15 protein-coding genes are annotated in these 15,791 nt (G+C 62.1%); 4 read left to right on the forward strand and 11 right to left on the reverse strand.

Features of this window, described 5'->3' with window-relative positions:
* Positions 1–2 precede the first annotated feature (2 nt).
* On the forward strand, positions 3–335 hold the full coding sequence (locus NKJ00_RS22875) for a hypothetical protein (protein ID WP_352551568.1): 333 nt from the start codon (positions 3–5) through the stop codon (positions 333–335).
* A 31-nt stretch (positions 336–366) separates the two neighbouring features.
* On the opposite strand, the gene NKJ00_RS22880 is transcribed toward NKJ00_RS22875, so the two are convergent.
* Together NKJ00_RS22880 and NKJ00_RS22885 are read right to left on the reverse strand one after the other, a co-directional pair.
* Positions 367–693 carry a hypothetical protein gene (locus tag NKJ00_RS22880; protein WP_023809457.1) on the reverse strand — a complete coding sequence of 109 codons (327 nt, stop codon included), beginning with the start codon at positions 691–693 and terminating at the stop codon, positions 367–369.
* Positions 694–1,046: 353 nt separating this feature from the next.
* On the reverse strand, positions 1,047–1,478 hold the full coding sequence (locus NKJ00_RS22885; RefSeq protein WP_023809456.1) for a GNAT family N-acetyltransferase: 432 nt from the start codon (positions 1,476–1,478) through the stop codon (positions 1,047–1,049).
* Positions 1,479–1,710: 232 nt separating this feature from the next.
* Between NKJ00_RS22885 and NKJ00_RS22890 the strand changes: the two genes are divergently transcribed.
* Positions 1,711–1,908, forward strand: coding sequence for a hypothetical protein (locus NKJ00_RS22890; protein ID WP_013530427.1), 198 nt, complete (start codon positions 1,711–1,713; stop codon positions 1,906–1,908).
* A 125-nt stretch (positions 1,909–2,033) separates the two neighbouring features.
* Here the strand turns inward: NKJ00_RS22890 and NKJ00_RS22895 are convergent, their stop codons facing one another.
* Positions 2,034–2,552, reverse strand: coding sequence for a YciE/YciF ferroxidase family protein (locus NKJ00_RS22895; protein ID WP_013530428.1), 519 nt, complete (start codon positions 2,550–2,552; stop codon positions 2,034–2,036).
* A 435-nt stretch (positions 2,553–2,987) separates the two neighbouring features.
* Between NKJ00_RS22895 and NKJ00_RS22900 the strand changes: the two genes are divergently transcribed.
* Entirely contained in the window at positions 2,988–4,550 is a 1,563-nt protein-coding gene (locus NKJ00_RS22900; protein ID WP_128303899.1) for a GMC family oxidoreductase, read from the forward strand.
* A 67-nt stretch (positions 4,551–4,617) separates the two neighbouring features.
* Here the strand turns inward: NKJ00_RS22900 and NKJ00_RS22905 are convergent, their stop codons facing one another.
* From NKJ00_RS22905 to NKJ00_RS22940, 8 genes are all read right to left on the reverse strand, one after another.
* A complete protein-coding gene (locus NKJ00_RS22905) occupies positions 4,618–6,144 on the reverse strand; it encodes an aldehyde dehydrogenase family protein (RefSeq protein ID WP_128303900.1) in 1,527 nt (508 codons plus the stop codon).
* Positions 6,144–6,950, reverse strand: a complete 807-nt coding sequence (locus NKJ00_RS22910) for a creatininase family protein (protein ID WP_352551562.1) — start codon at positions 6,948–6,950, stop codon at positions 6,144–6,146. Before NKJ00_RS22910 ends, NKJ00_RS22905 begins: the two co-directional genes overlap by 1 nt.
* Positions 6,947–7,921, reverse strand: coding sequence for an ABC transporter permease (locus NKJ00_RS22915; protein WP_352551560.1), 975 nt, complete (start codon positions 7,919–7,921; stop codon positions 6,947–6,949). The genes NKJ00_RS22910 and NKJ00_RS22915 overlap by 4 nt, the downstream gene beginning before the upstream one ends.
* 10 nt (positions 7,922–7,931) lie before the next feature.
* A complete protein-coding gene (locus NKJ00_RS22920; RefSeq protein ID WP_352551558.1) occupies positions 7,932–8,954 on the reverse strand; it encodes a Gfo/Idh/MocA family protein in 1,023 nt (340 codons plus the stop codon).
* 11 nt (positions 8,955–8,965) lie between these two features.
* Positions 8,966–11,509, reverse strand: a complete 2,544-nt coding sequence (locus NKJ00_RS22925; protein WP_352551557.1) for an ATP-binding cassette domain-containing protein — start codon at positions 11,507–11,509, stop codon at positions 8,966–8,968.
* 115 nt (positions 11,510–11,624) lie between these two features.
* Entirely contained in the window at positions 11,625–12,644 is a 1,020-nt protein-coding gene (locus NKJ00_RS22930; RefSeq protein WP_352631310.1) for a sugar ABC transporter substrate-binding protein, read from the reverse strand.
* 159 nt (positions 12,645–12,803) lie between these two features.
* Positions 12,804–13,742: a threonine ammonia-lyase gene (locus tag NKJ00_RS22935; RefSeq protein ID WP_352631312.1), complete on the reverse strand. Its 939-nt coding sequence runs from the start codon at positions 13,740–13,742 to the stop codon at positions 12,804–12,806.
* A complete protein-coding gene (locus NKJ00_RS22940) occupies positions 13,732–14,835 on the reverse strand; it encodes a succinylglutamate desuccinylase/aspartoacylase family protein (protein ID WP_352441978.1) in 1,104 nt (367 codons plus the stop codon). Before NKJ00_RS22940 ends, NKJ00_RS22935 begins: the two co-directional genes overlap by 11 nt.
* A 95-nt stretch (positions 14,836–14,930) precedes the next feature.
* Between NKJ00_RS22940 and NKJ00_RS22945 the strand changes: the two genes are divergently transcribed.
* Entirely contained in the window at positions 14,931–15,716 is a 786-nt protein-coding gene (locus tag NKJ00_RS22945; RefSeq protein WP_352441979.1) for an IclR family transcriptional regulator, read from the forward strand.
* Positions 15,717–15,791 lie beyond the last annotated feature (75 nt).

Here is a 15,791-nt window from a genome sequence, read left to right on the forward strand (position 1 = left end):
TAATGACCACGGTCAATCTCGAGCATCTGGCAGGGCGACGAGTACTCTCGCAGCGCGGCAAGAATGTCGGTTATATCGAGGAGATCCACGCCGAACGGGACGGTGACGATTTCCTCGTCACCGAATTCCATGTCGGGGTCTACGCTGCTTTCGAGCGTCTTTCGGCCTCGGCCATAGGCGTGGCGGTGCTGGATCTTTTCCGATTGCGCCGCCGCGACGGTCTATACCGCATCCCTTGGGACAAGCTCGACATCTCCGATCCCGCGCGACCGCGGCTGCTGTGCCCAATGACCGAACTCTCAGGCATGAAGGGCGCACCAGACCTCCATGAATAGGCCGTGGGGTGCTGCATCGTCGGGATCGTTCTCAGCGCAGCATGCTTGCCGCCAGGAAAACCACGGCTGCTATCAAAACGACAGCTGCAATCACCAAAACCGGCCAGTTGGCGCCAGGCCGCAGTTCCGGCTCGCCTTCGACCGGGCGCATGGCGTTGGCAAAGCTGGCATCGTTTTCGAATTCTGGACGATTGCGCGGCGGACTTGTCCCAGCGACCGGATTTTGTGTGTCCGCGGCCTCTGCGTCTGTCTCAAGCGGGGCAATGGCGGGATCGAACCCCGGCGTCTTGTCCTGCGTCGCTCCTGCCTGAACTTCGCCTCTGGCCGCGGCAGGGGTCGGACTTGAAACCTTGGCCATGATTTCTCCCTTTCAACCACGCCCTGGCAGACTTGCACTTGTGAGCGCGGCGAGAGCAAAGCTTGCGTGCGCCGGAGCGGCCTACCACGGTCGATTTGCTCGCCATGCGGTCCCTCGTAGCGCACGCCAAACTTCTGCCGCCGCCGATTTGTTCCAAGCAGCAACACCCACGGCCTGAGTCGGTTCACACGAGGCTGTGGCGCTCAAGAATTTGGCTGTGGAGCATGGCGTCGCAAATTGGCGTTAGATCAGCCTTGGCAGATCCTATGAACAGTCACTGCTCGCTGCGGGAAAATGAACCGACCCGTCGCTGCCTCGCGATTGAGGCCATGACGGCAGGTTCGCGATCAATTTCACAGCAGATCTTTCCGAAGGAAGATGCGGGCATGTCCAGGGATCCCGAATTCGACTTTGCCAAATTCCTCGAAACCATGGCGCATGTAGAATACCGGTGCCTGGAAACTGCTCGTCTCCACGACGGCCTTCTTACAGCCACGCCGGATGGCTTCTTCCTCGACAGTCCTGAGAAGTTGTGAGCCAAAGGATTGGCCACGCAACTGCTCAGGCAGGAAGAACATGTCGAGAAACAGGAGCCCGAGCTCCGTTCTGCCCCAAAGCCCGCCCCAGACTCTTCCTGAGTGGTCGCAAAGCTCCGCTCCGATGACAGCTCGGTCGTCGATCCCGGTCTGTGCGATGTTGTATTGATAGAGCGCTGCGGCGGCCCGCGCTCTATCATCCTCGCTATACGTCAAAGCGGTTGTAAATCTCTCGGATCGGAATGACATGCATTTTCCTCCTGGGTGGGCACAGGCATGAGACCCGCCGGCAACGTCGGTCACGGCCAAGATGAACTCGTTGCCAACGCCAAGAAAATAAATCCGACAGCCATCTCAGGCGCCTTCGAACGCCGCGGGCTTTGTGGTCTTCACAAAATGTTACGTGAGGGAACGTTCGCGCCTGACTCTTCTTAGGCAATCGAGGCGGTTGTCGCCTCGTGGATTTTGAAGGAGAAGAAGAATGCCCAATCAAGGTGGTAGTCACGAACAGCATGTGAAGGCAGGCCAGCAGAGCCACAAGAACGCCGACAATAAAAACCGTCAGCAACAGCAGGCCGCTGGTGGTGGTCAACGGCAGCAGGGCGATGGATCCGGCATGCGTGGTGGAACCCACGAACAGCACGTGAAAGCTGGCGAACAAAGCCACAAGAACCGCTGATCGCGGTTGATTTCAGCAGACCCACCCCGAAGTATCGGGGTGGGTCTGATTGCATCTGAAGGGGTACCGACGAAGAGGCCGGGTCGCGAAGTCGCCCCGGCGGCTTTGGCGCCGGGCACAACCAGTCAGGCAGCTTGCTCCAGGGCGCGCTCATTGACACCGCCTTCGCCCAGCCCGGAAAGCGCTTCGTCCGTCGCGACCTCCTCTTTCAATGTCTCGTTGAGGAGCTTGACCACGTCGCTCTTGCCAAGCTGTTCAGCCCACGCGACCAACGTGCCATAGCGCGCGATTTCATAATGCTCGACGGCCTGTGCCGCGCCGACCAGCCCTGCATCCAGCGCCGGGTCACCCTTGTATTCGTCGAGAATTTCCGACCCTTCCTCAAGAATGCCGTCGATCGCCGGACAGGTCTTGCCGCGGGCCGGTTTGTCCATAAGTTCGAACACTTGCTCGAGCCGATCGACCTGGCCTTCGGTTTCCATGCGATGTTTCTCAAAGGCCGCGGCCACCTCCTCGGATTCGGCGCCCTTTGCCATCTTCGGCAAGGCTTTGAGTATCTTCTTTTCAGCGTAGTAAATGTCCTTCAGCCCATCGAGGAACAAAGCCTCCAGTCCCTTTGTCGTCGCTCTTTTTGCAGTCGCCATGATTTGTCTCCCTGGATTGTCGTGAAAGCTCACCGGCGGTGTAGCCATGGACTAACTTTCCATGGAAGCAGTTGTTCCCTGGGCGCGACTCGGAAGGGCAGCACGCCAAACACCGCTTTTGTCGAAAACCGATCGCTGTCAAAAGGCGATGGATGATGACGGTGTGAGAACCGCCGGCAGGGGACGGAGAGCACCGGGGTTCTTCGCGCGATATGGAGCAGATGGTGAAAAGAAACCCTTCCGATGGGTTCATATACGAAATCATATTTACATATAAAACAAATCATGATGATCTTGCAGTCGTGCAACGCTAAGGTGGTTGGTTCCGGCGTATATCGCTGAGCCTGAATGCCAGCAGATGATCGTGCACAAATGAAATCAACATGATGTCGCGGTCGAGCCAGCCGTGCATTGGTCGGATCCGGGGAGTACGGCATGCCGTTTGATGTCATCGTTGTCGGAGCCGGCGCAGCCGGGGCTGTTCTTGCCGCCCGGCTCACCGAAGATGCGGCCACGACCGTGCTTTTGCTGGAAGCGGGGCCGGACTACCGGAGCGGCGAGCAACCTGCCGAGATGACGAGCCCAAATCCCTTCAACCTGCTGCTTCCCGATCATTTTCAGCAGCAATACATGTATCCCGACCTGATGGCTCGCCGCACGAAGCGGCAGGAGCATCGGGTCTACTGGCGCGGCAAGGGGCTTGGCGGTTCGACGGCCGTCAATGGGCAGATTGCCATTCGCGGCGTGCTCCATGCATTCGACCGCTGGGAGGAAATCGGATGCAAGGGCTGGTCGGGAGCGGATGTGCTGCCCTTCTTCTGCCGCCTGGAGGACGACCCGATCGCGGCCAATTTTCACGGCAGCGGCGGCCCGATTCCGATCTACCGCGCGCCTGTCGAAAGCTGGGGAAGCGTCGACAAGGCCATGCGCCAAAGCGCGATGGCTCTCGGCCATCCTTGGCATGACGATCTCAATGCTCCGGATGCCGAAGGGGCTTGCACCTATCCCATCAACAGTCGAGCCGGCAAGCGCGTGTCGGTCAATGACGGCTATCTGGAAGCGGCCCGCGACCGGCCGAACCTCACCATCATCGGGCAGGCGACAGTGGACAAGGTGCTTTTCGATGGCAGGAAAGCGATCGGCGTTTTGGCCATCGTGGCCGGTCAGGTTCGCAAATTCGAGGCGCCGCTGATCGTCCTCTCGGCCGGCGCCATCCACTCTCCGGTCATCCTGCAGCGCTCGGGCATCGGTCCGGCGGCTCTCTTGAATCGAAAGGACATCGAGGTGCTTGCCGACCTGCCGGTCGGCGAAGGTTTTTTCGACCATCCTTATTGCCGCATCGAACTGAAGCTGAAGCCGGAATTCAAGGCGACCGATGTCGACGCGCGGCATACCAACTGCTGTGTGCGGATGAGTTCCGGCGTGCCGGGTGCCGAGCGCGACGACATTCTCTACGTCGGCATGAACCATGGCGGTATCGGCGTGGAGTCCGACAGCGCCCAGTTCGGCGAGGCCATGGTCAATCTGATCCTGATGGAGGCCAAGAGCCGCGGCACCGTGCAACTGCGTTCCGCCAACCCTTTCGACCAGCCGATCGTGGAAGAGAACATGCTGGACGATCCAATGGATCTCCAGCGCATGCGTATCGCCTATCGCCACCTCGGCGAGATTGCCCGGCAGGCGCCGATCCAGGCGATCGCCGAGCGCGTCCTGCTGGGGGATTCCGATCTGCCTTTGTCATGGCTCGAAACGGCAAGTGACGAGGAGGTCGACAATTTCCTGCTGGCGCAGTCTTCCGATGCGCAGCATGGGATCGGAGGCTGTTGCATGGGACGGCCCGGCGAGGCCGTGGTCGATCCGGAATGCCGGGTCTACGGTTTGGAAGGATTGCGGGTTATCGATGCGTCGATCATGCCACTCGATTGCCAGGCAAACACCAATCTCACCTCGATCATGATTGGCGAGAAAATGGCCGACAGCCTGCGCCGGTCCACCTGACAGCTCTCTGCCGAACTGCATATGGTCGCGAGGGCAGGCCCGCGCAAAAAGGCGCGGGCCTTGAATGTCAGCGAGTGACGTCCACGGTAATCGTCTTCAGGTCGCACATTTCCATCAGCGTGTGCCGACCCCCGGTGCGACCGAGGCCGCTCTGCGTCCCGGCGGCGCCGCCGGCAGGGATGTGCGGCTCCCAATAACAGCTCATCTCGTTGATGTTGACGATGCCGACCTTCAGGCTTTCAGCAAAGGCAAAGGCGTTCTTTATGGTGCTGGTGAAGACCGCGGCCGACAGGCCGTAGGGGCTGGACGCCGCAAGTTCCATCGCCTCTTCGTCGGTCTCGAAGGTCAGCACCGGTGCAATCGGCCCGAAGGATTCCTCGACATTGAGCAGGCTTTCCCGGGTCAGTCCTGTGACGATCGACGGCTCGAAATAGAGATTGGTGGCAAAGCCCGCTGCCACATTGCCGCCGGTGACGATCTCGGCGCCACGCGCGCGGGCGTCCGCGATGTGGCTGAGCACCTTGTCGACGGCCACCGCATTGTTGATCGGCCCCATCGTCGTCGCGGGATCGAAAGGGTCGCCCATTTTCACCTTCGCGGCCGCTTTCACGAGACCTTCGATGAAACGGTCATGGATGGATTTGTGCACCAGAACGCGTTCGGTGGCCGTGCAGATCTGCCCGGCATTGGCAAAGCAGCCGGCTCCCACCTGGGCGGCGGCCATGTCGATATCGGCGTCGGCCAGGACGATGGTCGGACCGTTGCCGCCCATTTCGAGCAGAAGCGGCTTGCCCGCGCCACGCCGGGCGATCGTCGCGCCGGTGGCGGAACTGCCGGTGAAGCCGATGGCATGGGTGCCCGGATGAACGACCGCCTCGTCGCCCACCTCCGCACCGTCACCCAGAACGAGATTGATGGCGCCGTCCGGCAGGCCCGCCTCGATGAAGCATTCGACAAGTGCAGTGGCAATCAGCGACGTCGTCGGCGCGGGCACCCAGACGACGGTGTTGCCCGTTGCGACGGCCGGTCCGAGATAGTAGAGGCAGGGCAGGGCAAGCGGGAAATTCCAGGGTGTGATGATGGCAAAGACGCCCTTCGGCTGCAGGAAGCTGAAGGCGCGCTTGTTGGCATCGGCAAGCGGAAACGCCGCCGTCTCCAGCCACTTCATCTGTTCTGCCGCATTGCGGAAGCCGAGAGCCGCCGCCGACGCTTCGGCCTTTGCTTCGCTGTGGAACGGCTTACCCTGTTCCAGGCAGAGCAGGCGCGCAAGCTCCTCGGCGCGCCTGTCGATCGCGTCGGCAATGCGCATGCATAGTTGAGCGCGCGCGAAGGTTCCCATCTTGCGCATGGTCTCGCGTGCGCCTTCGGCGGCTTTCACCGCGCGACCGACATCGGCGCGGGTGGAAAGGGAGAGATAGCCGAGATGCTCGCCCGTCGAAGGACTGTCGATTTTCAGGAATTTGCCCGAGCTGCCGGCAATCCACTCGCCGCCGATGCGGTTGATGCCGATGCGGGCGGCTGCTTCCGGCTCCGAGACGATCGCCATGCCGCGCAGGTTGGGGCCTTCGAGAGAAGATTTGAAATGGACTGTCATCATGCGTTCCTTTGGCCGAATTCGGATTGGATGTTCAAAATGGCGGCACGGCTGCGCTCCACGGCTGCGATGAAAAGTCTGCTGCCGGCCTCTGCGCTCGCCTCCGATGGCGTGCCGATGACGCCGTTGTCGCGGATGGCTTCGAAACGGCGCCAGACGGTGACGGCCGGCGCGGCGTAAAGGTGAGGATCCGGCCAGGATGGCGAAGTGCCGCCTGGCGGGATGAGATCGCGGCGAACGCTGTCGCCAAGCACATGCATCATCAACGAGGTTTCAAGCGCGCAAGCGTGACCGGTGCCCGTGGCGGCATCGGGCAGGGCCTCCGCCGCCACGTCGGCGATGAGATCGAAATACGAGAAACCCGCGGTGACGATGCCACGCTGGCCAAGGGTGGTGATCGCCACCTGGATCGCGGCGCGGTTTCCGCCATGGCCGTTCAGCATGACCGGCAGGAAGCCGTCTTCGGCAAGGCAGGTGCAGAGATCGACGAGCACGGCGATGAAGGTCCGCGGACTGAGGCTCATCGTGCCGGAGAAGGAGCGATGATGCTCGGACGAGCCATAGGCGAAAGGTTCGGCGACCCGCATGGAAGCCTGTCCTTCCGCCGCGGCGAGAGCGACTGCTTCCGCAAGCCAGCAATCGACGCCGAGAGGCAGATGCGGGCCATGTTGCTCGACAGCGCCGAGCGGCAGAATGACGACGGGTTTATGCACGCCGGCTGTCGCGTGTCTTTCCGTATCCGGCGAGGTCATCAGCGCAAAGCTGGACCTGGGCGGGATCGGCAAGGCCGGAACTGGCTCGCTCATCGTGCTGCCTCGACGAGCCGCGCCTTGGCGTAGGTCATGCCGGAATCGGCCAGGAGAGCGACCATGATGATTGCACCCTTGTAGAGTTCGAGGCTGGAAGGATCCGTGCCGAACACCCGAAGCGCAGTTGTCAGCAGACTGACGATCAGGGCGCCGACGACCGCCCCCCACACCGTTCCCCGTCCGCCGAAGATACTGGTGCCTCCAAGCACGGCAGCGGCGATCGCGTCCAGAAGCAGCGAGGTACCGCCGATATTGGGCGTCACGACAGGCACCCGGCTGATCATGATCACGGCCGTCAGGAAGACGAAGATGCTGGAGGCGCAATAGACGAGGATCGTGTGTTTCGTCACCGGGATGCCGGCAAGTTCCGCGGCTCCGGCATCCGACCCGAGCGCATAGGTACGCAGCCCGAAACGGCTGTGCCGCATCAGGATTGCTGCTACGGCAACGATCAGGAGCGTTGCGAAGATGACATTGGGAATGCCAAAGCTGCGCTCAATGCCGACCGCGCGAAGCGTCGGATCCTTCAGCATCAGGACGCCTTTGGAGGCAACGGCAAGCGTTGCGCCCTGCAGCGCGACCATTGTGGCCAGTGTCGTCACGAAGGGCGGTATCTTCAACAGTGCGATAACGGCGCCGTTCGCGAGGCCGATCACCACCATCACGGCAAAGCCGACGAGCAAGGCAAGCGGCAGGCCGGCGCCGCGGTCGATCAGGCTGGCGATGAAGACGGCGCAGAAGGCGACGCCGACGCCGGCGGACAGGTCGATGCCCGCCGTCAGCAGAACGATCAGAGCCCCAAGCGCCAGGATGGCGATCGGGGTCGCCTGGGCGACGATGTTGATGAGGCTGGCGGTTGAAACGATGCGGGCGTCGATGAGCGCGAAGATCGCCAGCAGGATGACCAGCAGGATCAACGGCGAGAGGTCGAGAAAGCGCCTGCACCAGATGTTCTGTTGGCGGGTCATGAGGGTTCTCTCATCGGATGTGCCAGTCTTCGACCGGTTCGCGCAGGCCTGATTTGACGCTGCGCAGGATTGCATCATTGACGGCGACGGCGCGCAGGGCGTCGCCAACCGGCATCACGAAAGGGGTATCGTCGCGAACCGCCGAAATGAAATGGTGGACCTCCTCGAAGAGATCCCCGGTGATACGGCCATTGACGGTCGGCCAGTGCAGGGCGTCGGGTTGCGACCACTGTCCATGCGACAGGATGCGTAGACCGTGGTCGCGCACGTCGAGGTCGATCATGCCTTCGGTGCCGATGATTTCCGTGCGTGCCCAGATGCCGGTCGGAACGGTCGGTGGCAGCGTCCAGCCGAAATAGAGCTGTCCGCTCATTCCGTTCGACAACTCGACGGTGGAGAAGATCGCATCTTCGGATCTAACTCCGAGCGAAGGCATGAGCTTGGCGACGGGCCGGGAGTAGACGGCGATGATGTCCGAACCCGAGATCCATTGCAGCGCATCCACGTCATGCACGCCGAGGTAGAAGCAGACGCTCGAATTTCCGTTCATGCGAAGACCGACTTCGCGACTGGTGAAACGGCCGCTGCTGCCGTGGATCGGCTCGCCGATCCGCCCGGATCTTACCGCTGCCGCGGCCTCGCAATAGCGAGGGTCGAACCGCAGGATGTGGCCGACCAACAGGCGTGCGCCGCTTCTCTCCGCTGCTTTCGCGATCGCCTTGGCAGGGGACAGATCATGAGCCATCGGCTTTTCGAGCAGCACCGGCTTGCCGGCATCGAGCAGAATGCGGCAGACGTCTTCATGCAGCGTGTCGGGTGCCGCCACGATATAGGCGTCGGCGGCATTGGCGGTCAGCGCGGTGGTGGCATCGCGGAAATACCGGGCACCGAAATCCGACGCGGCCTTGCTCCCCGTGGCAGCATTCGGATCAACGAATGCCGACAGTTCGGCGACAGGACTCGCGGCAACCACCTGCGCATGCAGGAGACCCATGTAGCCGGCACCGACGATGGCGATTTTCAGCTTGCTCAAAGGGTTTCTCCTTACAGGCATGGTGCAAGGTTGGATGCTGGCCGGGGTGCGCAAGCTTGTGGTGTGATCGTGCGATCACCGAAGGCCAGCGTCATCACGTCTTCTTCCGTCGCCCCACGAGCCAGCGTGCCGACAGAGTGGCCTTCGCGCATGACGACGATGCGGTCGGCAACGCCGAGAACCTCGGGCAACTCGCTCGACACCATGAGGATCGCCGCGCCCTCGGCCTTCAATCTTGCGATTAGGTGATGGAGTTCGGATTTTGCGCCGACGTCGACGCCGCGTGTCGGCTCGTCGAGCAGGATGATCTTCGGCTTAGTGGCAAGCCATTTGCCGATGACGACCTTCTGCTGATTGCCGCCCGAAAGCTCGATGGTCATCTTGTCGGGCTGGGCCGGCCGCACGCCGAGTGAGCCGATGAGATCGCGGGCGAGTGCCAGGATGCGGCGAGGTCTCAGCAGGCCGAAGTGACTGTTATCGCGAATCCAGGCGAGGGACAGATTGTCCCTGATCGACATCGTGCCGACGAAGCCTTCCAGATGCCGGTCTTCGGGTATGTAGACGATGCCGGCGCGATTGGCGGCCTTGGTGTCGCCGCCGGTCTGCTGCCCGCCGAAAATTCTGAGCGTGCCGCCATGCATGGTCTCGAGGCCGGCAATCAGCCTGAGCACCTCGGAGCGGCCGCTTCCCATCAGGCCGGCGAGCGCGACGATTTCGCCCCTGCACACGCTGAGCGTGGCCGACTTCAAGAGCTTGCCATCGGAGATGTTGCTGATCTCGATCGCGGTTTCGCCGACTTGCGCTTCGAGATAGGGGAAGATGTCGCCGACATCGCGCCCGACCATCATGGAGACGATCTCGGCCTCGTTGGTCTGGCGGGTCTGGCGCTCGCCGATGAACCGTCCGTCACGCAGAACGACGACGCGGTCGCACTGGCTGAAGATCTCTTCCATCTTGTGCGAGATGTAGAGGATGCCGGCGCCGCGAGCTCTCAGCCTGTCGATCAGGTCGTAGAGCTGGTCGCGCTCGCGGTTGGAGAGCGCGCTGGTCGGCTCGTCCATGATGAAGAACCAGGCATCGGACAGAACGGCACGGGCAATTTCCACCATCTGCCGGTGCCCGACGGAAAGCGTTCGCAGCTCCGCGCCAATGTCGATATCGAGCGACAGCTCGTCCATGATGGATTTCGCATCGCGCCGCATCCGGGCCCGGTCGAGAAATCCCAGGCGGGTATGCGGTTCGCGGCCGATGAAGAGATTCTCCGCCACCGTCAGGTCCGGCGAAAGGCTGAAATGCTGATGGATGACGCTGATGCCCTTGGCGTCGCTGGGGGAGTGGAACTGGACGGCGTTGCCGTCGATGACGATCTCACCCTCGTCCGGACGATGCAGACCGGAAATGCACTTCACCAGCGTCGATTTTCCGGCCCCGTTCTCGCCGGCAAGTCCTACCACCTCGCCGGCCGAGACGGCAAAGCTGACACCGTCGAGTGCCTTGACGCCCGGAAAAGACTTGCCAAGCCCGCGCAAGGCGATGCTGTGTTTGCCGACCGGTGTTGCGGCGGTGTTGCGGGGCGACGGGGTGGACTTGCGGCCACTGGTTTTGAACAGGGCGGCGACACTCTCCGGCTGGCTGGTGAGAACGGCCACCAGAATGAGGCTCGCGGTCACGAAGTAGATCAGGATCTGTGGTACCTGCAGGAAGGACAGGCCGGTGTTGATGACGCCCAGCAGCAGCGCCCCGATCGCCGTTCCCCAGATGGAGCCCTGGCCGCCGGACAGTTTCGTGCCGCCGATGATGGCGGCTGTGATGGCTGTAAATTCAAGCCCGGTGCCGGCAAGCGGCTGTGCCGAACCAAGGCGGCCGATGGTGAGGATCGCGCCGAGCCCGGCCGTTGCGCCGGCAATCAGGTAGACGGAGATGCGCACGAGGTCGACGGGAACCAGTGAGGCCCGCGCTGCTCCCGCATTGCCGCCGACCGCATAGATCCAGCGCCCGTACACCGTGCGATTGAGCACGAACCACCAGAGGCCCAGGCAGATGGCGGCGATGATGACGGAGACCGGCAGGAGGCCGATCGTCTCGCGTCCCGCGAAAAGCAGGACCGGATCGGCGACCGCGATGCTCGATGCGCCGGAGAGACTGAGCGCCAGGCCGCGCGCAAACGCCATGGTGGCGAGCGTTGCGATGAATGGGGAGATGCCGGCAAAGCCGATCAGCGCTCCATTGAGCAGACCGATTGCGGCACCGCCACCGATCGCGGCGAGAAGGCTCAAGCTCGCCGAGCCGGTTGCCGTGTAGGCAAGGCCCGCGGCGATGCCGGAACAGGCAAGATTGCTGCCGACGGAAATATCAATGCCGCGCGCTATGATCACGGCCGTCATGGCAAAAGAGATGAGGGCGATGACCGCACTCTGCTGCGCGATACTGACAAGATTGCCGGTCGACAGAAAACGCGGATCGATCCAGCCGAAGACGGCGATGGCGACCAGCAGCACCGCGATGAGAACCGGTTCGTTGCGCCGCAGTAACGGAGAGGTCCAGGACTGGAACATGGGTCGGTCCTCTTATCGAGCATCATGCGCGGTCACCACGGAAGCGGCGACGGCGATCGTCAGAAAAGGGGACGCCGGATGATATGTCATCCGGCGCTTGAGCCGCTTTAGGCTGTTACTTTGCCAGGGTCATGGCGGTCGCCGGAACCTTGGGACCGAGTTGCTCGGTATAGTTCTTGGCTTCCACCGCCTCCTTGTCGGTGTTGATGTATTCGAAGGTGAGGCCATCCGCCTTGAGCTTTGCCGCCGTCGCATCCGAGGTCACGAAATAGGTCGGCATGTAGAGATCCTGCGGCAGCTTTTCGCCGTTGGCCAGGCGAGCGGCAACGGCGATGTTCCAGTAGCCGACACGATAGGCGCCGGTCAGCACGTCCATCACCATCTTGCCGTCGTCGATCAGCGGCTTCATCTCGGCGTCGCCGTCATAGCCGCCGTAGAGCAGCTGGGTTCCCATCGAGCTGGCAACGGAATCGGCGGCCAGGCAAAGGCTGTCGGAGATGCAGCCGATGGCCTTCAGATCCGGATAGGTGGTGAGCCAGGTCTGGGCGGCATTGGTTGCCTTGGCTGCGTCCCAGCCGGTCGGCTCGATGCCGACAACCTTGATATCCGGAAACTCCTTTTTCAGGGTTTCGACAAAGCCTTTTTCGCGCGTGTCGGACACGAAGTTGCCACGCGAACCGACGAGCAGGGCGACTTCGCCCTTGCCGCCAAGCGACTTGCCGAGCGCGCGGGCAACCATCGACATGTTGTCGTAGTCCGGATAGAGCGTCGAATAGTTCGAGCCGGCCTCGACCTTGTTGCCCATGGTGATCACCGGAATGCCGGCGGCGGTGGCTTTCTGGATGACCGGAATGACCGCGTTCTTGTCGATCGGATCGATCAGGATCGCGCTGACGCCCTGATTGATGAAATTCTCGATGATGCTGACCTGTTTTTCCAGACTGCCCTCGGCGCTCTGCCAGGTGGATTTCACCCCATAGTCGGCGGCAGCCACGTCGCCCGCTTCCTTCATGCGGACAAAGAAGGAATTCTGCAGGTCGATTGCCGCAAGCCCAAGAACCTTTTCCGCGGCAAGCGAGGGCGTCGCGATGGCGAGTGCGAGCAGGGCAATGGATGCTTTCAAGGAAAGGCGCATGTTTCAGTTCTCCTCTTGTTGCGACAGGGCGATTCTTCGCCTCTTTTTCATGTCCCGCACGACGACCGTCCCAGCGACAGGCATTCCGGCGGTATTCCGCGGCACTCGTGCCATATCCATGTCAGGGCCGCGCCCTGCGTGGACCGGCCTTGCTCGACCTCAGCCATTCAGGCCCTCGACACCGGCGCCGCAGACAAGTCCGGCGATGCGGGCGCCGCGCGGTGGCTTGAAAGCTCCGCTCGTCAACGCGGCCAGCGATGCCGCGCCGCTGAGGTCGGCGGCGATGCCGAATTCGAACCAGAGCAATTCAGCGGCCTTCTGCATGTCCGCATCCTCGACAAGGACGATATCGTCGACGTGCTTGGCGACGATCGCGTAGATGCTTTCATCCGTGCGGCCGCAGGCCATGGTCGCCACCTTCGTCGTTATCTCGGGCAAGCGAACGACACGGCCGGCAGCCAGGGAGGCGTGAAGGGTCGGTGAACCGGTCGGCTCGACACCGATGATCCTGGCTTCAGGTTTGACGTGCTTCAGGACTTCGGACATGCCACTGATAAGGCCGCCACCGCCGATCGCGACGATGTAGATGTCGGCATCGGGAATCTGTTCGACCATCTCCAGCGCCACGGTTCCCTGACCGGACACGATCTGCGCATCGGCGAATGGATGCATGTAGAAGGCGCCGCGCGCCTTTGCCTCGGCCGATGCCGCCTCATGCGCTTCATCCCAGACATTGCCTTCGAAGCGAACGTCAGCGCCCCATTTGCGCAGCTTTTCCGCCTTCAGCGGGCTTGCATTGTTCGGCAGGTAAATGGTGGCGGGAACGCCGGCCCGGGCAGCCACACAGGCGGTGGCCAGGCCATGATTGCCGCCGGATGCGGCGACCAGTCCGTTTTCGATCCGGCTCGGCTCGAGCGTCTTCACCCGGTTCGTGGCGCCCCGGATCTTGAAGGAGCCGCTCACCTGGAGGCACTCGAGTTTCAGATAGACATCATTTTGAAGGTTTGCGCCCGCGGCATGGTCGAGCTTGACGACCGGGGTGCGCCGTATGAAGGGGGCAATGCGCCGGGCAGCCGCAATGATGTCCTCATGGCTCATCGGTCAGTGCCTCCGGATATTCGTTGGCAAGCACGAAGCAGCAATTCCCCGGACGCACGCGGCCGGGCTGACGCTTGGCGAAAACGATGCCGTCGATGGGGTGAAGGAGATCGATGGGCGCGCGGGACGGTGTGTGGAGGAAGTGAATGCGTCCGGCAAGGTCGCCTTTGCTGACGGCACTGCCGAGCGGGCTCAAGGGCTCGAAGACACCGTCCTCCTCGGAAAGCAGATAGCCTTCGCTTCCGGGCACCTTGAGCACGCGTGCGTTGGCGCCAGGGGCAATGTCAGGCGCACCCTTCAGGACGCCTGCATGTTTCAGCACATTGCGGATGCCCCTGCGGCAGATGGCCAGCGCATCTGGACTGACAAGGCCGCCGCCGGCCATCTCGCTGCCGATGACGATCAGCCCCTGGTGGTTGGCGGACGCGGTCGAGGTCCGGGTTTCACCGAGATTGTCGACCATGACAACGGTCGGCGCCCCGAAGGCGAGCGTCGCCCTGATGTTCTTGCGATGCCCTTGCGCGGTCGGGGATGGCTCGATGATCGCGCTCGGCAGGATCATCAGGGACGAACCGCCGGAATGGAGATCCAGGAAGTAGTCGGCCATCGGAAACAGGATGTCATGCACGTAAGCCGCGATCTGGCTTGTCAGCGTGCCGTTGAAATCGCCCGGAAAACTGCGGTTGAAATTCAACCCGTCGACCGGGGAGGTGCGGGTGCCGGCCTCGACAGCCCGAATGTTGATGGCCGGAATCGCAATGATGCGACCGGCAATATCCCGTGGATCGATCTCGCGCAGAAGCTCGCCGAGCGCGATCGGCCCTTCATATTCATCGCCGTGGTTGCCGCCCTCGATCAGGACCGTCGGACCGTCTCCGTTCTTGATGACGGCGAGCGGAACCCGGACCGTGCCCCAGGCATCGTCGTGCGGCGATTGGGGCACATGGAAGAAGCCGATCTGCTTGCCCTCGCGATCGAAATCGACCGACGTGTAAACACTGTTGTTCCGGGGAGTGATGGTCGCGCGGACAGTGTTTGCAAGTCTCGGTACGGTCATCGGGTCGGCCTCGAAATTCATTGTCCCGGCCATCATGTCAGTTTTATATATGGTGTCAAGTTTGGATATGAAACCAATGGCAATTCCGATTTCTTGTCTCTATCGTGCGCGGACCACCGGGGATTCTTCGAATGTCAGATGACGCAAAAGAGAGTGGCAAACCGACCTATTCGGCCCCGGCGCTGAGCAAGGGCCTGGATGTCCTGGAGCTGCTGGCGGAGGCGCGGGCGCCCTTGACGATGAAGGAGATCGCGGAAGGCCTCGGCCGTTCGAAGAATGAGATATTCCGGATGCTGATCGCGCTGCAGGAACGTCAATACATCGAGCGCAACGCCGAGACCGACGCCTATTCGTTGACCGACAAGCTTTTCAAGCTGGGGCTGCACACGCCGAGCGCTCAGGATCTCATGTCCGCCGCCATGCCCGAACTGACGCGGATTGCGGGGAACTCAAATCAGTCGCCGCACCTGGTCGTCTTCAATCACGGCTTGACCGTCGTAACCGCGGCCGTTCCCGGGGGCGAGGACATGGCGTTCACGCTTCGCCTTGGATACGGTCGTCTGGCCACCGACGCGACCTCCGGCCATGTGATACTTGCCTTCCAGCCGCCAAAGGTCGCGGCGCGGATGATCGATGAAAGTGAGGCGCACTCCCCGGCGCCGCTGGATCGTGACGCGCTGGAAAAGCAGCTTCGGATCATCCGCGCGGACGGCTACTGGATGCGCGAAAGCCGCGACTTCGTCGGCATCACCGATATCTGCTGTCCGGTCATCGGACCGGACGGCAGCGCCGTCGCCTCCATTATCGTCGCCTATATCAATCGCCATACGCGTGAAAGCCGCCATGCCTTTACTCTGGAGGTCCTGCGCGCGGCCTGCGATCGCATCTCCATGAAGTTGTCACCGCGGGTTCGCTGAGGGATCGTGGTGGGCCGGGGGCGCGGACGAAGCACCGTCCGCTGGCCGTTTGCACCGGATTGGTAATACCAGTAT

This window comes from Mesorhizobium sp. M0227 (genome assembly GCF_040321855.1).
Taxonomy (GTDB): domain Bacteria; phylum Pseudomonadota; class Alphaproteobacteria; order Rhizobiales; family Rhizobiaceae; genus Mesorhizobium.